Annotated in this window: 22 protein-coding genes; 15 read left to right on the top strand and 7 right to left on the bottom strand. The window is 56.9% G+C overall.

Going from position 1 to position 21,952, the window contains the following annotated elements; translation table 11 throughout:
• Positions 1–66 precede the first annotated feature (66 nt).
• Together alaC and outS are read left to right on the top strand one after the other, a co-directional pair.
• Positions 67–1,308, top strand: a complete 1,242-nt coding sequence (alaC, locus tag OB87_RS02620) for an alanine transaminase (RefSeq protein ID WP_033567982.1) — start codon at positions 67–69, stop codon at positions 1,306–1,308.
• A gap of 155 nt (positions 1,309–1,463) precedes the next feature.
• Positions 1,464–1,859, top strand: coding sequence for a GspS family T2SS pilot lipoprotein variant OutS (gene outS, locus OB87_RS02615; protein WP_033567857.1), 396 nt, complete (start codon positions 1,464–1,466; stop codon positions 1,857–1,859).
• A 51-nt stretch (positions 1,860–1,910) separates the two neighbouring features.
• Here the strand turns inward: outS and gspB are convergent, their stop codons facing one another.
• Positions 1,911–2,531, bottom strand: a complete 621-nt coding sequence (gene gspB / locus OB87_RS02610) for a type II secretion system assembly factor GspB (protein WP_033567856.1) — start codon at positions 2,529–2,531, stop codon at positions 1,911–1,913.
• 1,186 nt (positions 2,532–3,717) lie between these two features.
• Here gspB and gspC point away from each other — a divergent pair.
• The 12 genes from gspC to OB87_RS02550 all read left to right on the top strand — a co-directional run bounded on the left by gspC (position 3,718) and on the right by OB87_RS02550 (position 15,314).
• A complete protein-coding gene (gspC, locus tag OB87_RS02605; RefSeq protein ID WP_033567855.1) occupies positions 3,718–4,533 on the top strand; it encodes a type II secretion system protein GspC in 816 nt (271 codons plus the stop codon).
• A 16-nt stretch (positions 4,534–4,549) separates the two neighbouring features.
• On the top strand, positions 4,550–6,664 hold the full coding sequence (gene gspD / locus OB87_RS02600; RefSeq protein ID WP_395856379.1) for a type II secretion system secretin GspD: 2,115 nt from the start codon (positions 4,550–4,552) through the stop codon (positions 6,662–6,664).
• Positions 6,661–8,157 carry a type II secretion system ATPase GspE gene (gene gspE / locus OB87_RS02595; RefSeq protein WP_033567853.1) on the top strand — a complete coding sequence of 499 codons (1,497 nt, stop codon included), beginning with the start codon at positions 6,661–6,663 and terminating at the stop codon, positions 8,155–8,157. The genes gspD and gspE overlap by 4 nt, the downstream gene beginning before the upstream one ends.
• A 1-nt stretch (position 8,158) precedes the next feature.
• Positions 8,159–9,385, top strand: coding sequence for a type II secretion system inner membrane protein GspF (gene gspF, locus OB87_RS02590; protein WP_033567852.1), 1,227 nt, complete (start codon positions 8,159–8,161; stop codon positions 9,383–9,385).
• Between the two features lie 34 nt (positions 9,386–9,419).
• Positions 9,420–9,878 carry a type II secretion system major pseudopilin GspG gene (gene gspG, locus OB87_RS02585; protein ID WP_033567851.1) on the top strand — a complete coding sequence of 153 codons (459 nt, stop codon included), beginning with the start codon at positions 9,420–9,422 and terminating at the stop codon, positions 9,876–9,878.
• A 2-nt stretch (positions 9,879–9,880) separates the two neighbouring features.
• Positions 9,881–10,420, top strand: a complete 540-nt coding sequence (gene gspH, locus OB87_RS02580; RefSeq protein ID WP_033567850.1) for a type II secretion system minor pseudopilin GspH — start codon at positions 9,881–9,883, stop codon at positions 10,418–10,420.
• A gap of 3 nt (positions 10,421–10,423) precedes the next feature.
• A complete protein-coding gene (gene gspI, locus OB87_RS02575) occupies positions 10,424–10,801 on the top strand; it encodes a type II secretion system minor pseudopilin GspI (protein WP_033567849.1) in 378 nt (125 codons plus the stop codon).
• Complete coding sequence (gene gspJ / locus OB87_RS02570; protein WP_033567848.1) at positions 10,798–11,538, top strand: type II secretion system minor pseudopilin GspJ; 741 nt, start codon at positions 10,798–10,800, stop codon at positions 11,536–11,538. The genes gspI and gspJ overlap by 4 nt, the downstream gene beginning before the upstream one ends.
• Complete coding sequence (gspK, locus tag OB87_RS02565) at positions 11,535–12,599, top strand: type II secretion system minor pseudopilin GspK (protein ID WP_033567847.1); 1,065 nt, start codon at positions 11,535–11,537, stop codon at positions 12,597–12,599. Before gspJ ends, gspK begins: the two co-directional genes overlap by 4 nt.
• Positions 12,596–13,798: a type II secretion system protein GspL gene (gspL, locus tag OB87_RS02560; RefSeq protein WP_033567846.1), complete on the top strand. Its 1,203-nt coding sequence runs from the start codon at positions 12,596–12,598 to the stop codon at positions 13,796–13,798. The genes gspK and gspL overlap by 4 nt, the downstream gene beginning before the upstream one ends.
• Positions 13,795–14,283 (top strand): type II secretion system protein GspM, encoded by a 489-nt coding sequence (gene gspM / locus OB87_RS02555; RefSeq protein WP_033567845.1) that lies wholly within the window; start codon positions 13,795–13,797, stop codon positions 14,281–14,283. Before gspL ends, gspM begins: the two co-directional genes overlap by 4 nt.
• Positions 14,284–14,462: 179 nt before the next feature.
• Entirely contained in the window at positions 14,463–15,314 is an 852-nt protein-coding gene (locus tag OB87_RS02550; protein ID WP_033567844.1) for a prepilin peptidase, read from the top strand.
• 181 nt (positions 15,315–15,495) lie between these two features.
• Here OB87_RS02550 and ypdK read toward each other — a convergent pair whose 3' ends face one another.
• Complete coding sequence (gene ypdK, locus OB87_RS21135) at positions 15,496–15,561, bottom strand: membrane protein YpdK (RefSeq protein ID WP_395856377.1); 66 nt, start codon at positions 15,559–15,561, stop codon at positions 15,496–15,498.
• A gap of 498 nt (positions 15,562–16,059) precedes the next feature.
• On the opposite strand from ypdK, the gene OB87_RS02545 reads away from it, so the two are divergent.
• On the top strand, positions 16,060–16,632 hold the full coding sequence (locus tag OB87_RS02545; RefSeq protein ID WP_033567981.1) for an RBBP9/YdeN family alpha/beta hydrolase: 573 nt from the start codon (positions 16,060–16,062) through the stop codon (positions 16,630–16,632).
• 398 nt (positions 16,633–17,030) lie between these two features.
• Here the strand turns inward: OB87_RS02545 and OB87_RS02540 are convergent, their stop codons facing one another.
• From OB87_RS02540 to OB87_RS02520, 5 genes are read right to left on the bottom strand one after another with little or no spacing between them, the layout of a single operon-like run.
• Entirely contained in the window at positions 17,031–17,447 is a 417-nt protein-coding gene (locus OB87_RS02540) for a hotdog fold thioesterase (protein WP_033567843.1), read from the bottom strand.
• A 23-nt stretch (positions 17,448–17,470) separates the two neighbouring features.
• On the bottom strand, positions 17,471–18,229 hold the full coding sequence (gene dhbA, locus OB87_RS02535) for a 2,3-dihydro-2,3-dihydroxybenzoate dehydrogenase (RefSeq protein ID WP_033567842.1): 759 nt from the start codon (positions 18,227–18,229) through the stop codon (positions 17,471–17,473).
• Positions 18,226–19,101: an isochorismatase family protein gene (locus tag OB87_RS02530; protein WP_033567841.1), complete on the bottom strand. Its 876-nt coding sequence runs from the start codon at positions 19,099–19,101 to the stop codon at positions 18,226–18,228. Before OB87_RS02530 ends, dhbA begins: the two co-directional genes overlap by 4 nt.
• A 3-nt stretch (positions 19,102–19,104) precedes the next feature.
• Positions 19,105–20,733 (bottom strand): (2,3-dihydroxybenzoyl)adenylate synthase, encoded by a 1,629-nt coding sequence (locus OB87_RS02525; RefSeq protein WP_033567840.1) that lies wholly within the window; start codon positions 20,731–20,733, stop codon positions 19,105–19,107.
• On the bottom strand, positions 20,730–21,917 hold the full coding sequence (locus OB87_RS02520) for an isochorismate synthase (protein ID WP_033567839.1): 1,188 nt from the start codon (positions 21,915–21,917) through the stop codon (positions 20,730–20,732). Before OB87_RS02520 ends, OB87_RS02525 begins: the two co-directional genes overlap by 4 nt.
• Between the last annotated feature and the right edge of the window lie 35 nt (positions 21,918–21,952).

The raw sequence follows: 21,952 nt of genomic DNA, 5'->3' as shown, positions 1-21,952 counted from the left end.
ACGGTCCGTTTTGCGGGCCAGGCGTCGCTCGGACGGTCCGGGCGCTCACGTTATCCTGAGGATCTTATGGCTGATTTTAATTCTCCGCGCCGTTTCACGCGCATCGAACGTCTCCCCCCTTACGTTTTTAATATCACCGCTGAGCTAAAAATGGCTGCCCGTCGTCGGGGTGAGGACATTATTGATTTCAGCATGGGTAACCCGGATGGCCCCACGCCGCCGCACATTGTCGAAAAACTGTGTACGGTGGCTCAGCGTGAAGATACCCACGGTTACTCCACATCGCGCGGTATTCCCCGGTTGCGCCGGGCGATTTCCCGCTGGTACGCCGATCGCTACCAGGTGGATATTGACCCGGAAAGCGAAGCGATTGTCACCATCGGCTCCAAAGAAGGTTTGGCGCATTTGATGCTGGCGACGCTCGATCACGGCGACACCGTGCTGGTGCCTAACCCCAGTTATCCGATCCACATCTATGGTGCGGTGATTGCTGGTGCTCAGGTGCGTTCGGTGCCGCTGGTTGATGGCGTTGATTTCTTCAACGAGCTGGAACGGGCTATCCGCGAAAGTATTCCCAAGCCTAAGATGATGATTCTGGGCTTTCCGTCAAACCCGACCGCACAGTGTGTGGAGCTGGATTTTTTTGAGCGGGTTGTGGCGTTGGCTAAACAGTACGGGGTGCTGGTGGTGCATGACCTGGCGTATGCCGACATCGTGTACGATGGTTGGAAAGCGCCGTCGATTATGCAAGTGCCCGGAGCCAAAGAGATCGCGGTGGAGTTCTTCACGCTGTCGAAGAGCTACAACATGGCGGGCTGGCGCATCGGTTTCATGGTTGGTAACCCGGAGCTGGTGAATGCACTGGCGCGCATCAAAAGTTATCACGACTATGGCACGTTCACGCCGTTGCAGGTGGCGGCGATTGCCGCGTTGGAAGGTGATCAGCAGTGTGTGCGTGATATTGCCGAGCAGTACCGTCAGCGTCGTAATGTGCTGGTGCGTGGTTTGCATGAAGCTGGCTGGATGGTGGATGAACCGAAGGCGTCGATGTATGTGTGGGCGAAGATTCCGGACGCCTACGCCCATCTGGGGTCGCTGGAGTTCGCCAAACGTCTGCTGGCGGAAGCGAAAGTGTGCGTGTCGCCCGGAATCGGATTCGGTGATTACGGTGATACACACGTGCGTTTCGCCTTGATTGAAAATCAGGATCGCATTCGGCAGGCGGTGCGCGGCATCAAAGCCATGTTCCGGGCTGACGGGGTGTTGTCTGGTAATAACGTGTTGTCCGGCAGTAAAAAAGGCGAGTAAGCCTGTCGGGCGCACTTGCAGAAATATTTTTCTGATGGTTTGATCACGCCGTCCTTTGCCGCCGCTTGTGGCGGCAAAGGGATAATGATTTGCTAAGCGGATACCCAAACCGGGTATCCCAGAGATGGAACTTAATCAATAAGACGAGTCGAGTCATGCATTTATCTTCGCTAAAAATGGTCTTTTTGGGTGTCTGTTGCCTGAGTCTGGCGGCTTGCCAGGTGCCGGTGAAAAACACCGCTTCCCGCAGTGCGGCCAGTGTGTCGACTAATGAGCAAATCAGCCAGTTGGCGTCATTGGTGGCAGCCAGTAAATACCTTCGTGTGCAATGTGAGCGCAGCGACTTGCCGGATGACGGCACCATATTGAGAACGGCGGTGAAGGTGGCCTCACAAAAAGGCTGGGACACCAGTCACTATCAATCTTTGCCACAATTGAGCGAGAACCTGTATCAGGGGCTGCTGAAAGACGGTACACCCAAAGCCACACAGTGCTCGTCGTTCAATCGCTCGATGACGCCGTTTCTTGACGCGATGCGTACCGCCCGCTAATTCCTCATTCCGTTAATGAAAAAAGCAACTGCATGATGTGCAGTTGCTGTGTCATTTTTTGGTTGTTCTGGCTGTTTTTTCCGGTTTTGACGTCGGCTCGGGGTCACTAGCTTGTGTCGCGTCAGCGTCCGGTTTCCCGCCCGGCCAGTCCTGCAACGAGTCCAGAATGAACGCTTCACCGTTAAAGCTGAAGATCACCATGTCCTGCTCAATTTGTTCTATCACCAGCCCCGGATACGGGCTGTCGCCTTCCCGATAGCGCTCTCCGTTCAGGGTAACACTGCGTTTATCCGGATCAGAGGTATAAACATGTGCGCTGAAGGCGATATAAGGCAACTCTCCCGGTTTCGCTGTTTGCCAGCCAACCGCCGTTTTTGGCGCTTTATCTTCCGCTGTGACCTCTGGCGAGGTGGTGGTTTCCCTGTTATCGGTAGCGGCTTTTAGCGGGGGGAGAGGCGTCGGCTCGGCGGCCGTTGCAGGTACGACGATTTTAATCGGTGGAGCGGCGATTGCGGCGGTGGGGGCTGAAAGCGAAGAGGAACTGACATCCGCCCAGCGTTGATGACCAAACCAGCCCAGCGTGAATAGCAGCAATGCGTAAACAATCAACAAATAACCGGGTATGCGGTAACCGGCCTGGGTTGATGATGTCACTTCCGGTGTTTTTTTCACGTTTTACCTCAAACGTTATGCAACCTGACGCTCATCCTGAGCGTACCATAACAGAGCCTGACAGCGCGTCTGACGCCTCATTTTTCAGGGAATGAGACGGAATAATCAACGTTTCATCCCAGTTATGTGACCTAAATGCCATTTTGACAACATTCTATTACGCTGATCATTAATGCCGGTAAAACTTTGAGGCTGGTCGCAAAAAAAAAACGGCAATATGTTTTAATGAAACGGCGTTTTACTCTCATGGTGTCGCTGTTTCTGTTTGACGGTGTTCGAGTGAGAATACCCGTTTAAGGATAGCGGGAGTAGCCACAACACCTGTGTCATTGTGGTTACGTTGATGTATATCAGGATGGTAAATAACGGTTAGTGATTAAATGAATCGTTATTACACCCAAAATAATTCGAGTTGCAGGAAAGCCAACGTACCTGCAACTTGAAGTATGGCGGGTATAAATACTAGTTCGGCTTGTTATCATCTCACCTCCCGGTGTCGATAACCGGGAGGATGCCAGAATAAGGGACTGTGGCTGTGGTTTGTACAGATAATAAGCATGAACCTGTTTATTGAGAAAATACGTGCCATTTATCGTGCGAATTGGCAATACCAGTCATGATATGAAATGAGTGCGTAAATAAAATGTGGTGTTCTTGTGTCGCAGAATACTTTTTCGTTCCTGGTAAGTAACGATAAATGCGGACATGACCGATTCTGTCAGGTGTTTATTGGAAAATAGTGGGAAAAATGGTTGCTGACCGGGGGATTGTCTTGTCATTAACCTGGGTTATATTATTGGGCGTTTCAGCCTTATCCGGCGCAATGATATTGCGTGCAGATCGCCTGGCATAAACAGGAAACAGGATGCCTGTCAGCCAGTAACACGCTTGCCGACAGGCTGCGTACTTGCGTGATGTGACGGGCTGAAAACTGCCAGAACATAACCGCCAGAACATAAATGTCATACGGCGCTCATCGCTTTTTCTGGCGAATGGGTTGGCGAGTAGAATTATCCGGACAGGCTGCTTAGCCATGGCCGGAGCGACATCAAAACAGCAACAATGCAAAAGCGTTGTTTTCAGGCATGACAGCCATGCTTTCGAAAACCAGCGCGGTATGGCCCTTATTCCACGTTCGCGAACGTGGCAAGGATAATCGGCGAACACATAGGGATAATGTTTGCAGATGAATATCTCGAAACTGCCACCGTTATCTCCGTCTGTCATCAGACGGATTTTATTTTATCTGCTGATGCTGCTCTTTTGTCAGCAATTAGCCATGATCTTCTGGCGTATTGGCTTACCGGACAACGCGCCGGTCACCAGCGTGCAGATCACCCCAGCACAGGCCAGACAGCAGCCCGTTACCCTGAATGATTTTACGTTATTTGGTGTTTCCCCCGAGAGAAGTAAGGCCGGGCTGGATACGTCGCAAATGAGTAATCTGCCGCCTTCTACGCTGAACCTTTCACTGACTGGTGTGATGGCAGGCGACGACGCTTCCCGTTCTATCGCCATTATCAGCAAAGACAACGAGCAATTTAGTCGCGGTGTGAACGAAGAGGTTCCCGGTTATAACGCCAAAATTGTTTCGATCCAGCCGGATAAAGTGGTGTTGCAGTACCAGGGGCGCTATGAAGTGCTGGGTTTGTACAGCCAGGAAGGTAACAGCCCGGACGGTGTCCCTGGCGCACAAATTAATGAGCAGCTTCAGCAGCGCGCTTCCACGACCATGAGCGATTACGTCTCTTTCTCCCCGGTCATGAACGACAGCAAACTGCAAGGCTACCGGTTGAATCCGGGGCCGAAGAGCGATTCATTCTACCGCGTCGGACTTCAGGATAACGATATGGCTGTGGCCCTGAATGGGTTGGATTTGCGTGATGAAGAGCAGGCGAAAAAAGCCATGGAACGCATGGCTGATGTGCATAACTTTACCCTGACGGTGGAGCGGGATGGTCAGCGTCAGGATATTTATATGGAATTTGGGGGAGACGAGTAACGTGCTTGGCAAAGGGATAAAAAAAAGCTGGGGGTGGCTGGGGCTAACCGTTCTCCTGCTTGGCTCGCCGTGTGGCTGGGCTGCCGAATTTTCAGCCAGTTTTAAAGGGACCGATATTCAGGAGTTCATCAATACGGTCAGTAAAAACCTGAACAAGACGGTGATTATTGACCCGACGGTTCGCGGCACCATCAGCGTGCGCAGCTATGACATGATGAACGAAGGGCAGTATTACCAGTTCTTTCTCAGTGTGCTGGATGTGTATGGCTTCTCGGTGGTGCCGATGGATAACGGCGTATTGAAAGTCATCCGTTCCAAAGACGCTAAATCGTCTTCTATTCCGCTGGCGAATAACGAACAGCCGGGAGTCGGCGACGAGCTGGTGACCCGCGTGGTGCCGCTTAACAATGTAGCGGCACGTGATTTGGCTCCGTTGCTGCGTCAGCTCAACGATAACGCCGGTGCGGGTACAGTGGTGCATTATGAGCCGTCCAACGTGTTGTTGATGACCGGGCGTGCGGCGGTCATCAAACGTCTGGTGGATATCGTCAATACGGTGGATAAAACCGGCGACCGTGAAATGGTCACCGTGCCATTGACCTACGCTTCGGCGGAAGACGTCGCCAAACTGGTGAACGATCTCAACAAAAGCGATGAAAAGAACGCATTGCCCAGCACCATGCTGGCAAACGTGGTGGCGGATGGCCGCACCAACTCCGTCGTGGTGAGTGGTGAAGAAAACGCCCGTCAGCGTGCGGTGGAGATGATCCGCCAGTTGGATCGCAAACAGGTGGTGCAAGGCGGAACTAAGGTTATCTATCTCAAGTACGCCAAAGCGCTGGATCTGATCGAAGTGCTGGCCGGTAATGGCACCAGTGGCAACCGCAATTCATCGTCGAATGCGTCTCGGCCGTCATCGCCACGTTCCAGCAGCAGTTCAAACAGCAACAGCAATTCCAGTTCGTCCAGCAATTCTTCTTCCGGTAGTTCGTCTTCGTCGTCCAACTCCAGTATGGGCTTTGGCTCTGCGTTTGGTTCCACCAGCAGTTCGGGTGGTCGCACTATCACGATTCAGGGCAAAGAAGTGACGGTTCGCGCCCATGATCAGACCAACTCACTGATCATTACCGCGCCACCCGATATCATGCGGGACCTGGAGCAGGTGATCAATCAACTGGATATTCGTCGTCCGCAGGTGTTGGTAGAAGCAATCATCGCCGAAATTCAGGATGCCGATGGGCTAAATCTGGGGATCCAGTGGGCTAACAAGCGTGCCGGGATGAGCCAGTTCACCAACACGGGGATTCCAATTTCAACGGCGGTGATCGGAACCGATCAGTTCCGCAGCGACGGTACGCTGACGACGGCGTATGCCAATGCGATCGGTAGTTTTAATGGTATTACCGCCGGTTTTTATCGCGGTAACTGGTCAATGTTGCTGACTGCGTTGTCCAGCGACAGCAAGAACGATGTACTGGCGACGCCAAGCATTGTGACGCTGGATAACATGGAAGCGACCTTCAATGTGGGTCAGGAAGTGCCGGTCTTGACCGGTTCGCAGACCACATCGGCCGACAACATTTTCAATACCGTCGAGCGTAAGACCGTTGGTATCAAGCTGCGGGTAAAACCGCAGATCAACGAAGGCGATTCGGTGTTGCTGCAAATTGAGCAGGAAGTCTCCAGTGTGGCGGACAGCAACAGCAGCACCAACAGTTCACTTGGCGTGACTTTTAATACCCGTACCGTGAACAATGCGGTGATGGTCACCAACGGCGAAACCGTGGTCGTAGGTGGGCTGCTCGATAAGACGGCTGTTGAAACCAATAACAAAGTACCGTTGCTGGGCGATATTCCGTGGCTGGGTAGCCTGTTTCGTTCAAAAAGTCAGACAGTCAGCAAACGCAACCTGATGCTGTTTTTACGCCCAACCATTATCCGCGACCCACAGCAATATCAGCAGGCGTCGATCAGTAAATACCGTTCTTTCAATAACGAACAGCAGCAGCAACGCGGCGAAGGCAACAGCGTGCTGGACAACAACACCCTGCGTTTGTCCGGTGGCAATACGTACACTTTCCGCCAGGTACAGTCGTCCATCTCCGCCTTTTATCAGCCGGAGGGGCGATGAGCGATCAGCCCGTCAACACGCCTGAACTGCGACCGGTGCTGCCATTTGCTTTTGCCCGGTCGCAGCAGATTCTGTTGTTGCAGGATGAATCGGCTACGGCGGCGGAAGTGATGTGCGTGCCCGAGACGTCGGCACCGGCGTTGCTGGAAGCGCGCCGGGTTGCCGGGGTGCCGTTGACGGTGAGTCTGGTCAGCCCGGAAGAATTTGAACGACAACTGGTGATACGTTATCAGCGCGACTCCGAAGAGGCGCGTCGCCTGATGGAAGACATCGGCAACGATATTGATTTCTATACGCTGGCGGAAGAGCTACCGGACAGCGACGACTTGCTGGATGGCGAAGATGACGCGCCGATTATTCGGCTGATCAACGCCATGCTCACCGAAGCCATCAAGCACAAGGCCTCGGATATTCATATCGAAACCTTTGAACGTCATCTGTTGATCCGGTTTCGTATTGATGGCGTGTTGCGAGAAATCCTGCGGCCGCAGCGCCAGCTGGCGTCATTGCTGGTTTCCCGTATCAAAGTGATGGCTAAGCTGGATATCGCCGAGAAACGTGTCCCGCAGGATGGCCGCATGGCACTGCGTATTGGCGGCCGCGCGATTGACGTGCGTGTGTCGACCCTGCCTTCCAACTACGGCGAGCGCGTTGTGTTGCGTCTGCTCGACAAGAACAGCGTCCGGCTTGATCTGGAAACGCTGGGGATGGCCGAGCACAACCGCCGCCAATTGGATACGTTAATCCACCGTCCGCACGGCATCATTCTGGTGACCGGGCCTACCGGCTCGGGGAAAAGTACCACCCTGTATGCGGCGCTGAGCCGCCTCAATTCCGCCGAACGCAACATTATGACGGTGGAAGACCCGATTGAATACGAGCTGGAAGGCATCGGGCAGACCCAGGTCAACCCGAAGGTTGATATGACCTTCGCCCGTGGTTTGCGTGCGATTCTGCGCCAGGACCCTGATGTGGTGCTGGTGGGGGAAATCCGTGACGGCGAAACCGCGCAGATTGCGGTACAGGCGTCGCTGACCGGCCATCTGGTGCTATCCACACTGCATACCAACAGCGCGTTGGGCGCGTTGTCCCGCTTGCAGGATATGGGCATCGAGCCGTTCCTGTTGTCCACATCGTTGTTAGGGGTGCTGGCGCAGCGGTTGGTGCGAACATTGTGCCCGTCCTGCCGTCAGCCTTATGTCCTCAACGACGAACAGGCACAGCAGACCGGTCTGGCCGTGGGGACCACGCTCTACCATCCCGGTGGGTGCGAAAAGTGCAATTACAGCGGCTATCGCGGCCGTACCGGCATCCATGAATTGTTGCTGATCGACGATACGGTGCGCACCGCCATTCATCACGGCGAAAGTGAACTGGGTATCGCCCGGATGCTGGGGGATAACCGGGTCACCATTCGTCAGGACGGGCTGGATAAGGTTTTGGCGGGTATCACCACGTGGGAAGAAGTGGTGCGTGTAACGAAAGAGGAATGACATGGCGCTGTTCCAGTATCAGGCATTGACCGCCCAGGGAAAGAAAAGTCAGGGGATGCAGGAAGCGGACTCTGCTCGTCACGCTCGTCAGTTGCTGCGTGAGAAAGGGCTGGTGCCGGTCAAGATTGAGGAGCAGCGCGGAGAGGTGACGGCTCGCAGCGGCTTCTCACTGTCGCCACGCCGTTCGCATCGTATTAGCGCCAGCGATCTGGCATTGCTGACCCGTCAATTGGCGACGCTGGTGGCGGCGGCATTGCCGCTGGAAGAGGCGTTGGACGCGGTAGCGAAACAGAGCGAAAAGCCGAAGCTAAGTGCGTTGATGGCAGCGGTGCGTGCCAAAGTAGTCGAAGGGCATTCGCTGGCCGAGGCGATGGGTAATTTCCCTGGCAGCTTCGAGCGTTTGTACTGCGCGATGGTGGCGGCAGGTGAAGCTTCTGGTCATCTGGATGCCGTGCTGAATCGGCTGGCGGATTACACTGAGCAACGCCAGCAGATGCGCAGCCGTATCCAGCAGGCGATGATCTATCCTTGCGTGTTGACCCTGGTGGCGATTTCGGTGGTATCTATCCTGCTGTCCGCCGTGGTGCCCAAGGTGGTCGAACAGTTTATCCACATGAAGCAGGCGTTGCCGCTGTCGACCCGGTTGCTGATGGGCGTCAGCGATGCAGTGAGATCCTACGGCCCCTGGGTGGTGTTATTGCTGGTGCTGGCGGTGATGGGGCTTCGCGTGTTGCTGCGCCAGGAAAAACACCGTCTTGTCTTCCATCAGCGATTGTTGTTCCTTCCGTTGATCGGGCGTATTGCGCGGGGGCTAAACACCGCCCGTTACGCCCGTACCCTAAGCATCCTGAATTCCAGCGCCGTGCCATTATTGCAGGCGATGCGCATCAGTGGCGATGTGTTGACCAACGATTACGCTCGTTTCCGGCTGGGGCAGGCGACCGATGCGGTGCGTGAAGGCGTGAGTCTGCACAAAGCGCTGGAGCAGACGTCGCTGTTTCCGCCGATGATGCGCCACATGATCGCCAGTGGTGAGCGTAGTGGTGAACTGGATGGCATGTTAACCCGTGCGGCGGACAATCAGGATCGCGAGTTCAGCGCTCAGATGACACTGGCGCTCGGGTTGTTTGAACCGCTGCTGGTCGTCAGCATGGCCGGTATCGTGTTGTTCATCGTGCTGGCGATTCTCCAGCCGATTTTGCAGTTGAATACCCTAATGAGTATGTAGCGAAGATTGATACGTTTAATGAGGTAACGAAAAGATGGAACGACGTCAGCGAGGTTTTACCCTGTTGGAAATCATGGTGGTCATCGTCATTCTCGGCGTACTGGCCAGTTTGGTTGTCCCGAACCTAATGGGCAACAAAGAAAAAGCCGACAAGCAGAAAGCCATCAGCGACATAGTTGCGCTGGAGAGCGCACTGGATATGTACAAGCTGGATAACAGCCGTTACCCGACGACTGAGCAAGGGCTGGGGGCGTTAGTGAAAAAACCGACCACACCGCCGGAACCACGTAATTACCCGCAGGATGGTTATATTCGCCGCTTGCCGCAGGACCCATGGGGTGCAGAATACCAGTTGGTCAGCCCCGGCCGTCACGGCAAAGTGGACGTGTTCTCCTACGGTCCGGATGGTATGCCGGATACGGATGACGACATCGGTAACTGGAATGTCGGCAACGGTCACAGCAACGGTAGTAACGGTAACGGGAACCCCTGATCGTGCGTCAGCGGGGATTTACGCTGCTGGAGATCATGCTGGTGGTGTTGCTGGCCGGTGTGGCCGCCACATTGGTGATGATGGCGATTCCTGCACCTAAGCAGCAGGACAGCGGCTGGCAGATCGCCCGCTTCAAGGCGCAGTTGCAGTACGCGGTGGAGGACAGCCAGATGAATGACCACATTCTGGGCATTTATATCCAGCCCCGCCGCTGGCAATACGCGTTGCTGCAACGCCAGGTGGTAGAAAACTCGCCAGAAGAGCAGCAACGCCTGCGTTATGTCTGGGTTCCCTGGCAGCCGTACCGGATGTCCTCGCCCAGCGAGTTACCGGATGGCTTTCAGATTGAACTGTCCACGCAGGTGGGTGCGGCGGGGGATGGTGCCGGATTTTCGCCGGGCAATGGCGACCCGCACATTCTGATCCTGCCGGGCGGCGAAGTTACGCCATTTCGTCTGACGTTGCGTAATGGCAGCAATTCAGCCTGGCTACAGGTGGATACCAATGGTCGGGTGCAGACGTCGCCGGAAGCGGAGCAATAAGGGATGAAACAGCAGGGAATGACGTTGCTCGAAGTGATGGTGGCGTTGGTGATTTTCGCACTGGCCGGACTAACGGTGCTGAAAACGACCGCGCAGCAAGCGAATGGGCTGGGTCGGCTGGAAGAAAAAACGTTTGCACTCTGGATTGCAGAAAACCAGCAGGCGGTGATGCGGCTGGAAAAACAGTGGCCGCAGACGCAATGGGTGGATGGCGAAGTCAATTTTGCCGGTTCGCTCTGGTTCTGGCGTATTCAGGGGGTGGCAACCGCGGACACGCGAGTGCGTGCGGTCGATGTTGAGGTGCGTCATGAGCGCGACAGTCGGGCCGCTGATGCCGTATTACGCAGCTATCAGGTTCAGCCGGGAGAACCCGCGCAGTGAAACGGGCCGATCGCGGATTTACCCTGCTGGAAGTGATGCTGGCGCTGGCGATTTTCGCCGCGCTCAGCCTGGCGGCGTCGCAAGTCATGAATGGCGTGATGCGCAACGATGAGGTTTCGGCGCGTAAAGAGGCCCGTCTGGCGGAGTTGCAGCGGGCTTTTTCTTTGATGGATCGCGATTTTTCACAAATCGTTCCCCGTCGCAGTCAGGGCTATGAGCTGGGGTTTTACGCCGAGCGTTATCAATTAAGCAGCGCCGACTGGGCGGTTAGCTTCATCCGCAATGGTTGGCTCAATCCGTTGGGGATTATGCCGCGCTCTGAATTACAACGTGTCGGGTATCGGTTGCGCGGCGATACACTGGAGCGGCTGTTTTATGACTCGTCCGAGCCGCTGTCCACGCAGGAGGCGGCGATACGTCCGGTGTTAACCGGCGTAACGGGGTTTGTATTGCGCTTTTTCGGCAAAGATGGCTGGCAGGACCGCTGGGACGATCCGGCTCACCTGCCGCAAGGGATTGCCATGGTCGTTACCTTGCGGGACTACGGTGAGATTACCCGCGTGTTCCTGGTGACACCTCGCTATGTGGAGGCGCAGCGTAAGGGCGGACCGAATGGCAATAATGGCGATGAGAACAAGGACGAGAACAGTCAGGATCAGCCGCCGCAGGAAAATACCGACTCATCTGGCGAGCAGAATCAACCATCGCCGGATGACAACGGCGGAGGTGACTCATGAGTCGTCGGCAGCGTGGTGTCGCCCTGTTGATTGTAATGCTGATGCTGGCGTTGATGGTCACCATCGCGGCGTCGATTACCGAGCGTAGCGGCAAAGCATGGCAACGTACCAGCAATCTGCTAAACCGTACACAGGCTCGCTGGTATGCGCTGGGTGCAGAAGCGTTAATTTCCAGTACGTTGCAGCGTGATGCCCAGGCATCGCCGGAAAGTACCTTCATCGGTCAACCCTGGTCGAAGGTGGACCATCAGATGATGGCGGACGGCAGCGAAATTCGTGCGCAAGTGCTGGATGGTCAGGCGTGTCTCAATCTTAATGCGCTCAGTCCGGCTAAAAAAACGACGCCGAATAATGCATCCGGTAATGGTAGTAACAGTAATAACAGTGACGGCAACAGTAATACCGACACCAACACTCAAAGCCCGCCTTCCAAAGGCGGCAATCCCGGGCAGGGGCCTTACGCCGCGCAGGTATTTCGGCAGTTGCTGATAGTACTGGGCGATGATCCAAAGCAGGCCGAGCGCGTAACGGATGCGGTGCGTGACTGGATCGACGAGGATAGCGAACCGTTGATGAACGGTGCGGAAGACGACAGCTATGTCAACTTTCACCCCGGCAACCAGCGTATGACGGATGTCACGGAGCTACGGGCGGTCATGGGTGTGGATGCGGCGCTGTACCGCCGGTTATTGCCTTATGTGTGCGTGTTGCCGGTGGACAAGCTGGTTGTCAACGTCAATACCCTGACGCCAGAGAGCGCGCCATTGCTGTCGGCGCTGTTCATGGGGGAGATGAGCGTCGACGCGGCCGAGCGTATTTTGCAGCAACGTCCGCCTCAGGGGTGGCGCAATCTTAATGAATTTATGGGGCTGTCACCACTGCCGGAAAACGCGAAAAGCGGCGTCCGTCAGGTCTTGGCGATCAAGAGCGAGTGGTTCCTCGCCGACATTCAGATACGGGTGGATGACAGTGAATTCTATCAACGCAGTCTGTTTCATCGTGGCAAGCAGATTGAGGTGGTACAACGTCAGTACGGGGGATATAGGACGGTGAACCCATGAACAGGGCCGAGAACGTCAGCGGCAAACAACAGCTGATTTTGCGGTTGTCCGCAGAGACTTCAGACTGTCTGGAATGGCTGATCTGGTCTGTCAGCCGTCACCAGACCCTGACGCAGGGTAACGGAACGCTGGAGCGTTTGCAGTCGGTATTAGCGGATTATCCGGTGATGTCGGTGCGGGTGCTGGTGCCGTCGACCGATGTTACGTTCCACAGCCTGGCGTTGCCGCGTCAGTCGCGCCGCCAATTGCTGCAAGCCATTCCCTTTATGCTGGAAGAGCAGGTCGCGAGCGATATCGACCAACTGCATTTTGCCGTCATGGAAATGCAAGGCGACAACGCGACTGTCGCGGTGGTACAGAAATCACGATTGCAGTCGTGGCTGAACCTGTGTGAAACCTTGGGCGTGCCGGTCGAAACGGTTGTGCCGGATGTGATGACGTTACCGCGAGCCGACAGCGCCTGGAGTGCCATCAGCCATCAGAATCTGTGGCTGTTTCGGTTAGAGTCCGGCATGGGCATGGCGGCAGAAGAGAGCTGGTATCAGTCGCTGCTGGCTGGGTTTCAGCCGTTGCCCGCCGTGCACTGCTATAGCCCGGTGCCCGCATCGGCTGTGACCTGGCAACCGCAACCGGTGACGGATTTGCTGACGCTGGCCGCACAAGCCAGCCTGCCGATGAGTATGGATTTACGTCAGGGCGAATACGCGCCAGTGAAACCCTGGAAGCAGGCGCTGCTACCGTGGCGCAATGTGTTGATCGCGTTGTTTGCCTGGCTGCTACTGGTGCTGGGCGAGTCGGTCTGGACTCATTACCAGCTGTATCGTCAGGCGGATTACTGGCGTCAGGAGAGTGTGCGGGTGTACCGCAAACTGTTTCCGGACGAGAAGCAGGTGGTGAACCCACGTGCGCAGATGCAGCGTCATTTGCAGGAAGCGCGCTCCGGCATGAGTGGTTTTGCGCTGACGGAACAGATGAACCGGTTGCAGCAATTGGTGGCGCAGAATGATGGTGTGTCGCTGCAATCACTCTCTTACGATCGCAGCCGCGATGAGTTGCGCCTCAATTTGCGTGCGACGTCTTATGCACAAATGGAGCAGTTCCGTCAGCAGGCGCAGGCTTATTTCCAGATCCCACCGGGTGAAATGAAGCAGGAAAAAGACCATGTGGAAGGCCAATTAACGCTAAGGAGTCAGCCATGAATGAATTACGCCGTCGCTGGCAGACAATGAGCCAGCGCGAACGGATGATGACGCTGGCGTGCGGTGGGCTGGTGCTGTTGTGTCTTCTGTATTATTTGTTCTGGGCTCCCTGGCAGGAACAGGCGCGGCAGTGGCGGATGTCGATTGATCGCGAACGCCAGACCGTGCGTTGGATGCAACAGCAAGCACCGCGCTTGCCACCGGCTGACGGCGCACGGCGGCAGATCGCCGGTCGGGACATCAGCCTGACGGTGCTGGTGCCGCAGAGTGCGGCACGCTACGGTATCACCGTACTGCGTATGCAGCCGCAGGAGTCACAGGTATCCGTAACGTTGGCGCGTAGCGATTTCAACAATCTGTTGCACTGGCTGGCTGAGCTGGAACAGAAAAACGGTGTCATTACCCAGGGGCTGGATGTGACGGCGGTTCCCAACAGTACCGGCATTGTAGAGGTGACCCGGTTGTCGCTGGAGCGGGTGCTGTAACCGGCGTAACGGTCAGCCAACGGGAGGAAAACGGCCAGTCTACGCACAGTGCGACTGTCGATAACCTCCCAATCTGCGTGTCAGTACGCAAAAAACATGGCTTGTGATTCACCTGTCTGGCACGGGCTGGCGTCTTGTGTCAGCATACCGGGCCATCAGGGTCGGGATGGGAGAACAACATGGATCTGCTCGCCTTTGCCAGCGCATTCCCGCGCATCTGGCTGACGGCACTGCTCTTGCTGGGGTTGATTATCGGTAGTTTTCTCAACGTGGTGATCCACCGGCTGCCGGTGATGCTGGAAAGGCGCTGGCAGCAGGAAGCGCGTTTTCAGCTTGGTCAGCCCGTTGGCGTTCCCTCTTCCCGTTATGACCTGTGCTGGCCGCCATCGTCCTGCCCTCATTGCCATCAACGACTGCGTGTGCGCGACAACATTCCGCTGCTGAGCTGGATAAAGCTACGCGGGCGCGCCCATTGCTGTGGTGGTGCGATATCCTGGCGCTATCCGCTGATTGAGTTGCTGTCCGGGTTGTCGTTTCTGTTGGCTGGCGTGCTCTGGCAGCCGGGGCTGGCGCTGCTCGGAGCATTGCTGTGTTTGGGGATGCTGCTGACCTTGGCTGCGATTGACGCCCGAACCCAGCTGTTGCCGGATATCATGACCCTTCCGCTGCTATGGGGCGGTTTGTTGTTTAATCTGGCAGATACTTTTGTGCCGCTTGAGCAGGCAGTGGTCGGTGCGATGGCGGGCTATCTGTCACTGTGGCTGATTTACTGGGCATTTCGTCTGCTGAGTGGCCGTGAAGCGCTGGGGCAGGGGGATTTCAAATTACTGGCCGCGCTGGGTGCCTGGCTGGGCTGGCAGGCGTTACCGAATCTGGTGTTGATTGCCTCACTGTCTGGATTGGTGGCAACACTGTTGTGGCGGCGCGTGCGCGGTATCAACATGCAGCAGCCACTGGCGTTTGGCCCCTGGCTGGCCGTGGGTGGCGCAGTAAGCCTGGTTTTGAATGTGTTAGGGGGCTGGAGTCACTGAGCCGTTACTGCGCATTGCCGGGCGGTATGGGGTGATATCGGTTATTCCCATAAAAAAACAGGCTGGCAGAGTGGCTGCCAGCCTGTCGTTTGTTCGTCTTTCGTGTGTGCCTGATAATTATTTTTTGTTGTTGCTCCGACAGGAGCCGCCTGCCGAAGTGGATGGTGAAATACCGTCAGGGTTATTCCAGCATCAGTAAAAAAGTGCCTACCCACAAAAACAGAATAAATGATACGCCCATGAACATGTACTTCACTGATTTCTCTCCAGCAGTATCACGCCAGTAATGATTCCGATTGTGCGTTTCGCCGTTCAGGAACAGCCGGTTCTGGGCCGTTCTCCCAGCCATCGGTGCCATTGGCGGACAGATGACAGAACCGGCGCTAAATCTACGCCGGGTTAGGGGCGAAGTTCAAGTGGAATGGTTTTAAATTCAGTGGGAATAGCATTAAAAAGCATGGATAGCCTGTGACTTGTCGGACAAGCCGACAGGCGATGCCTGTTAGTGAAACGTGACAGCGGCGGGAGTACGCGGGATAACGGCCCGGAGCCTGGGTGGCGCTGGTTAACAACCCGCATAATTAAGGAACACAGTCTAGGATACAAATCGGGAATCACGTGGTAGGCTGTAAGCCGGTACTGATATTGTTATCAGATTGTAATGAAAAGGGTGTAAAGGACGACGGTATCACTGATGGTGTCCGTGCTACCCTGGCAGGCAATCAACAGGGAGATACAGAACCTGATGCAGACAGCAGAAGTAGACCAGCGGATGATGGACATTGACCTGAGCCTGACCATGGTGTTGGTGCCGGGGCTACGCGACAGTGATGAAGAGCATTGGCAAAGCCATTGGGAGCGTCGCTTCCCATTCTGGCGGCGCATCCGCCAGAAAGAGTGGTATCAGGCGGATCTGGACCGCTGGGTTCTGGCGATTCGTCGCGAACTGTCCACCTGTGATCGACCCGCGGTGTTGATTGGTCACAGCTTTGGTGCACTGGCTGCCTGCCATGTGGTTCAGCAAGGTATGGAAGGTATCGCGGGTGTGATGCTGGTGGCCCCAGCCGAACCTATGCGCTTTGAGATTGAAGAGCGTATTCAGGCTGAACGACTGGCGGTGCCCAGTCTGGCGTTCGCCAGCCACAACGATCCGTTAATGACGTTTTCCCGTGCTGAGTATTGGGCGAATGCCTGGGGCAGCGACCTGGTCGATGTCGGCGAGGGCGGGCACATCAATGCGGAGTCGGGGTTCGGTAAATGGGAGTACGGGGTGCAGCGACTGGCTGCTTTTGCCGGGCAACTCACACCCACCGCTTGATAGCGTTCTGGCGTGCGGGGGCGCAAGCACACGTCTTCGCCGCGTGATAATCCTTCACTTTGTTATAACCAATACGCTGCCATTAGCACCGAATGGTTTGGCAGCGCTCTCCACGATGGTGTATACCCGTCATACTTCAAGTTACAGGTGTGTTGGCCCTCTCGGCATTCATCTTTGTGCGTGAAGCGCTGGATACGCGGCAGGGAAGCCCCTAGCCAGAGGTCAAGGAGAGGCGGCGTTTGAGCCTCTTCTTGTCGTGCGTGCGATGAAGCGTCAAAGAAATGACACCGCTTATTCCGCACGAAACTATTCACTGACCGGACAAACTTCACTATTCATAAAACAACATAGTTGTTTGTCAACAGCCTCAAAAGAGGCCATTGGCCTCCTTTCTCACATTACGGCTGAATAACCGCCGTGGTCAGCCGGGCGATGCAGCAGCGCCGTTGGCGCTCGTCCACGATCTCTATCTGCCAGACCTGCGTCTGGCGGCCCAGATGCAATGGCTGGCAGATACCCCGAACGTCACCCTGAGTAACAGCCCGCAGGTGGCTGGCGTTGATTTCTACGCCGACCACGCTGGCACCCGGTTCGGTACACAGCCAGCCCGCCACTGACCCCAATGATTCCGCCAGCACCACCGATGCGCCGCCGTGCAGCAGGCCAAACGGCTGCCGGGTACGGGCATCCACCGGCAGGGTGGCTTCCAGACTGTTGTCCGTCATGTGGGTAAAGCGGATACCCAGATGGGATACCATGCAGTCGTCGCTCATCTGATTGAGTGCTTCCAGTGAGCTGGCGCGTTTCCAGATCATGCTCATTTCTCCGTGAAAACCGGTTATGCACCCAGTGTGGCACCGCCGTCGATCACCATATCCTGTAGCGTGACGTGGCTGGCGAGATCGGAAGCCAGAAACAGTACCGCATCGGTGATTTCGCGCGGCCGGGCAATTTTGCCGAGCGGAATCCCCAGCTTGAACTGCTCGGGAAAACCGGCGATGGTGTGCTGTTCCGAAGCGGGTGAGTGCCACAGGCTGCGTTGCATCGGCGTGTCGGTGGAGCCGGGTGACACCAGATTGCAACGCACCCCGTAGGGGGCCAATTCCAGCCCAACGGTCAGGCACAGGCTGCGCAGCGCCGCTTTGGACGCACAATAGGCGGCCATGCCGACCCGTGGTACATGTGCGGCGTTAGACCCAATCGAAACAATCGCGCCGCTACGTTGTTGCTGAAACTGCGGGATCAGCGCCTGAAACAGGTGAAACGCGCCTCCCGCGTTGACATTCAGGCAATCCTGCCAGTCTTGCTGGCTGAGCGCTTCGGTCTGGCCCATGCGCAAGATGCCTGCACCGTTCACCAGCACATCCAAATGTGGTGTTTGCGCCAGCAGCGTCGCGCAGACATCGGCAACGGCAGCGGCGTTGCTGATATCCAGCTCAACGGCGCGAAACGGCAGGTCGTCAGTGGAAAACGCGCGGTCGAATCCGGTGACGGTAGCGCCTGCGTCGGCGAAACGGCAGGCAATGTCATAACCGATACCGCGCCCGGCACCGGTCACCCACACCTGTTTGCCGCTGAAATCCAGTGTGACGCTCATGCTTCCTCCCGCTGAGGCTGACTGAGCAGTTGGTGCCAGTGGCGCAGCGTGGGGTTTTTCACCAGCGCCACGAAGTCGAGGTCGTGCCCCTGCTGACGCCAGCGGGTCACCAGCGACATGATGCGCACTGAGTCCAACCCGTAGTCCAGCAGGTTGTCGTCGTCGCTGATGTCATCGTCATCATCCAGTAACGGCAGCAGCTCGGCGCGCAAACGCGCCAGGCTGTCATCGGCGTGCGGTTCCAGTGCTTCCAGCAGTTGCCCGCTGGTCAGCACCCGGCCACAACGCCCGGCGGTGTAACGCAGCGCCATCAGGTGCTCTTCCTGAGAGAAATCCGCCAGCGCGTCGGCTACCATGAACGGTTTGATATCGCGCATAAACGCGTCGGTGGCGGTGGTCAGGCAACCGATGTGTGCGTATACCCCGCAGATAATCAGCTGATCGCGGCCTGCCGCTTTCAGCCGTTGTTCCAGATCGGAACGGTGGAACGCGCTGTAGCGCCATTTCACCAGCACGGTGTCGTTGGCGTCTGGCGTCAGGGCCGCGGTGATTTGCTGTTGGTCCGGGTGACGGTTCAGGCCCGGTCCCCACATGTCGTTGAGCAGCGCCCGGTCGGCGTCGCTCTGCTGGTTGGGTTGTGCGGTGTAGAACACCGGAATGCCTTGCTGGTGGCACGCTTGTCGAATGCGTGCGACATTAGCGACCAACTGCTCGGTCAGCGGGCTGTTTTCTCCCCAGAAATTGAGGAAATAGTTCTGCATATCATGAATCAGCAGGGCGGCTCGCGACGTCTCGACCGGCCAGTTAACCTTGTTGACCGGCAATTGCGCCACGCCGGGAAGCGGGTAGGCGTTCAGTTTTGGAATAGCCATGGTTTATTCTCCTGCGGCGGCGGCCGCCACGCGCTGTTGCGCCAGCTGGCGTAAGCGCTGTTTATCGACTTTGCCCACCGCGGTTTCCGGCAGGGTAGGCAGTTGTTCAAATCGGTCTGGTAGTTTGTAGTCGGCGATGCCTTGTTCGCGCAGATGGCGGCGTAGCACTACCGCTTTAAGCGGTTCGCGGGTGACCAGAAACGCGCAGCTTTTCTCGCCCATCATCGGGTCTGGCACCGCCACCAGTGCGGCGTTGATCACCAATGGGTGACGCAGCAGCAGGTTTTCGATCTCCTCAGCAGCGATCTTTTCCCCACCCCGGTTGATCTGATCTTTTTCGCGCCCCACCACCTGCAAATAGCCATCCGCCTGTTGGATAACCAGATCGCCGGAGCAGTAAAAACCATCATCGTTAAAGACCTGGCGGTTGTGCGCCGGGCTGCGGTAGTACCCCCGAAAGGTATAAGGGCCGCGTGTCATCAGTCGGCCGGGTTCGCCGTGCGGTAACGGGTTGCCATCGGCGTCAGCCACCCATACGTCGTCATCGTCGCTGATAGGTCGGCCTTGGGTGGTGAAACGGTGGGCATCGTCGTCGTCCAGCCGGGTGTAGTTCACCAGTCCTTCCGCCATGCCAAAGACCTGTTGCAGTTGACAGCCCAGTTCCGTTGGTATGCGACGCGCCAGCGCTTCGCTCAAGCGCGCGCCGCCAACCTGCAACACCTGTAAACTCGCCAGCGCGTGGCGATTGCCGGATAACGCCACCGCTTCCAGCCACAGCGTGACAGCGGGCGGCACCAGCGCGGTCAGCGTGATCTGGTGTTGGGCAATCAGCGGGAAGCAGCAGCTTGGGCTGGGGTCGTTTGCCAGCACGACCGTGCCACCGGCATAGAACACGCCGAGTGCGCCCGGCGAACTGAGCGGATAGTTGTGGGCGGCGGGTAACGCGCACAGAAAACGGGTATGCGCGTTGACCTGACAGATCTCCACGCTGCCGCGGATGCTGTAGTAATAATCGTTATGGGTACGGGGGATCAGTTTCGGCGTGCCGGTGCTGCCGCCGGAAAGCTGGAAAAATGCCACCTGATCGGCGGGTGTCGGCGTAGCGGCCAGCGGGTCACCCTCTTCCTGTAACAGTGGCGACAGCGCCAGCGCGGAATCGGCATCGCCTCGCAGAATCACCTGTTGTAGCGACGGACAGCGTTGGCGCAGTTCGTGGATAAAACTGTCGTTGGCAAACAGCGGGTGGCTACGATCGGCGATCAACAACGTTGGGGCTATCTGATCGGCGTAGGCGCACAGCTCGCTGCGTTGATGGCTGAACAACGCGTTCACCGGCACAATACCGGCACGCAGCAGCGCAAAGTACGTCAGATAGAATTCGGCGACGTTGCCCAACTGCACCAGCGCGGTCTGCCCCGGTTTGATCCCCCGGCGTTGCAGCGCACACGCCAACTGCGCCACCTGCCGATTCATCTGTCGGTAACTGAGCGCGCGTTCGCCGCAGATCAGTGCGATGTCGTCATTGTCGGCGTGTCGGGTCAGGATGTCGCCCAGCGGCAAGTCCTGCCAGTAGCCTCGCTCACGATAGCGTTGTTCCAGTTCGGGCGGCCAACGGGTGAATTCAATCATCATGCTGCACACTCCTGATCCTGTCGCAGACCAAATGCACGCAGCATGGTGCTCAATTTAACGCCGGTTTCATGCCATTCGGACACCGGCTGGGAATCCGGCACAATGCCTGCACCGGCAAACAGCCGTACCCGGTTTTGTTGGACTTCGCCGCAGCGAATGGTGACGACCCACTGACCGTTGCCTTCATCGTCGCACCAGCCGACGATGCCGCCGAACAGCCCGCGTGAGAACGGCTCCAGTTGGGCGATGCGATCGCGGGCCGCTTCGAAAGGTACGCCGCACAGCGCCGGTGTGGGATGCAGCAGGCAGGCGATGGATAACGCGTTTTCCTGCGGGTCCAGCACCTCGCCCTGAATCCGGGTAGCCAGATGCCACAGCACCGGCGTACTGAGTAACTCCGGCGTGTCCGGAATGGTCAGCGTCCGGCAGCGAGAGGCCAAAACCCGGTGGATGTCATCGGTGACCAGACGGTGCTCATGACGATCTTTGGCTGATGCCATCAGCATACGGCGCAGGCGCTGGTCTTCCACCGGGTCGTCACTGCGGCGGGCTGAACCGGCCAACGGCTGCGACACAATGTGATGCCCTTGCTTATTCAGCAGCAGTTCCGGGCTGGCACCCAGCAGCGCGCCCTGTTCCAGCGGTACGTGGAAATTGTAGCTCCACGGGTTCTGCTGGTTGAGTTGCAACAGCAGGCGAATCGAGTCCAGCGGTTGCTCGGTAGTGATATCCAACAGGCGGGACAGCACTATCTTGTTCAGCTCGCCGCTGCGGGTTGCGGCAACCCCGGCACTGACCATCTGGCAAAATGCATCCTGCTCCGGTACTTCACGGATCTGACGCGCGGTGAGCGGCGATGATGGCGGTATGGCGTGCTGCAACGTCTCGCGTGCGAACCAGTGCGACTGTTGCGGCACGAACAGGCGGGCAGGCTGGCGTTTGTCGAACGGGATGGCACCAACCAGCAACGGCCGGGCGATACCGTCCTGACAGGCGCGGGCAAACAGCGTTTTTACCTGCTGCTGAACATCGCCTTGCAGGTGACCGCCGTCTGCCACTGCCGTCGCCAGAGTGGCGTAACACCCGCGGGTATGCAGGCTGTTGTCGGGAGACAGAAACAGAAAATCATCGTGCTGAAGTGTGCGAGCATCTAGCGATGAAGAGGTGGCTGCGAGCGTTGACACGGGGGTTATCCTTATGTCGTGAGTGAACAAAATGG

Source organism: Dickeya undicola, from assembly GCF_000784735.1.
Classification (GTDB): Bacteria; Pseudomonadota; Gammaproteobacteria; order Enterobacterales; family Enterobacteriaceae; genus Dickeya; species Dickeya undicola.
The sequence above is the reverse complement of the archived record's forward strand: the minus strand, read 5'-3'. Positions and strand labels throughout refer to the sequence as shown.

Bases quoted from the DNA above. Each gene is read 5' to 3' on its own strand.
- alaC (WP_033567982.1), top strand. From the start codon at position 67: ATGGCTGATTTTAATTCTCCGCGCCGTTTCACGCGCATCGAACGTCTC.
- outS (WP_033567857.1), top strand. From the start codon at position 1,464: ATGCATTTATCTTCGCTAAAAATGGTCTTTTTGGGTGTCTGTTGCCTG.
- gspC (WP_033567855.1), top strand. From the start codon at position 3,718: ATGAATATCTCGAAACTGCCACCGTTATCTCCGTCTGTCATCAGACGG.
- gspE (WP_033567853.1), top strand. From the start codon at position 6,661: ATGAGCGATCAGCCCGTCAACACGCCTGAACTGCGACCGGTGCTGCCA.
- gspF (WP_033567852.1), top strand. From the start codon at position 8,159: ATGGCGCTGTTCCAGTATCAGGCATTGACCGCCCAGGGAAAGAAAAGT.
- gspG (WP_033567851.1), top strand. From the start codon at position 9,420: ATGGAACGACGTCAGCGAGGTTTTACCCTGTTGGAAATCATGGTGGTC.
- gspI (WP_033567849.1), top strand. From the start codon at position 10,424: ATGAAACAGCAGGGAATGACGTTGCTCGAAGTGATGGTGGCGTTGGTG.
- gspK (WP_033567847.1), top strand. From the start codon at position 11,535: ATGAGTCGTCGGCAGCGTGGTGTCGCCCTGTTGATTGTAATGCTGATG.
- gspL (WP_033567846.1), top strand. From the start codon at position 12,596: ATGAACAGGGCCGAGAACGTCAGCGGCAAACAACAGCTGATTTTGCGG.
- gspM (WP_033567845.1), top strand. From the start codon at position 13,795: ATGAATGAATTACGCCGTCGCTGGCAGACAATGAGCCAGCGCGAACGG.
- OB87_RS02550 (WP_033567844.1), top strand. From the start codon at position 14,463: ATGGATCTGCTCGCCTTTGCCAGCGCATTCCCGCGCATCTGGCTGACG.
- OB87_RS02545 (WP_033567981.1), top strand. From the start codon at position 16,060: ATGCAGACAGCAGAAGTAGACCAGCGGATGATGGACATTGACCTGAGC.
- OB87_RS02540 (WP_033567843.1), bottom strand. From the start codon at position 17,447: ATGATCTGGAAACGCGCCAGCTCACTGGAAGCACTCAATCAGATGAGC.
- dhbA (WP_033567842.1), bottom strand. From the start codon at position 18,229: ATGAGCGTCACACTGGATTTCAGCGGCAAACAGGTGTGGGTGACCGGT.
- OB87_RS02530 (WP_033567841.1), bottom strand. From the start codon at position 19,101: ATGGCTATTCCAAAACTGAACGCCTACCCGCTTCCCGGCGTGGCGCAA.
- OB87_RS02525 (WP_033567840.1), bottom strand. From the start codon at position 20,733: ATGATGATTGAATTCACCCGTTGGCCGCCCGAACTGGAACAACGCTAT.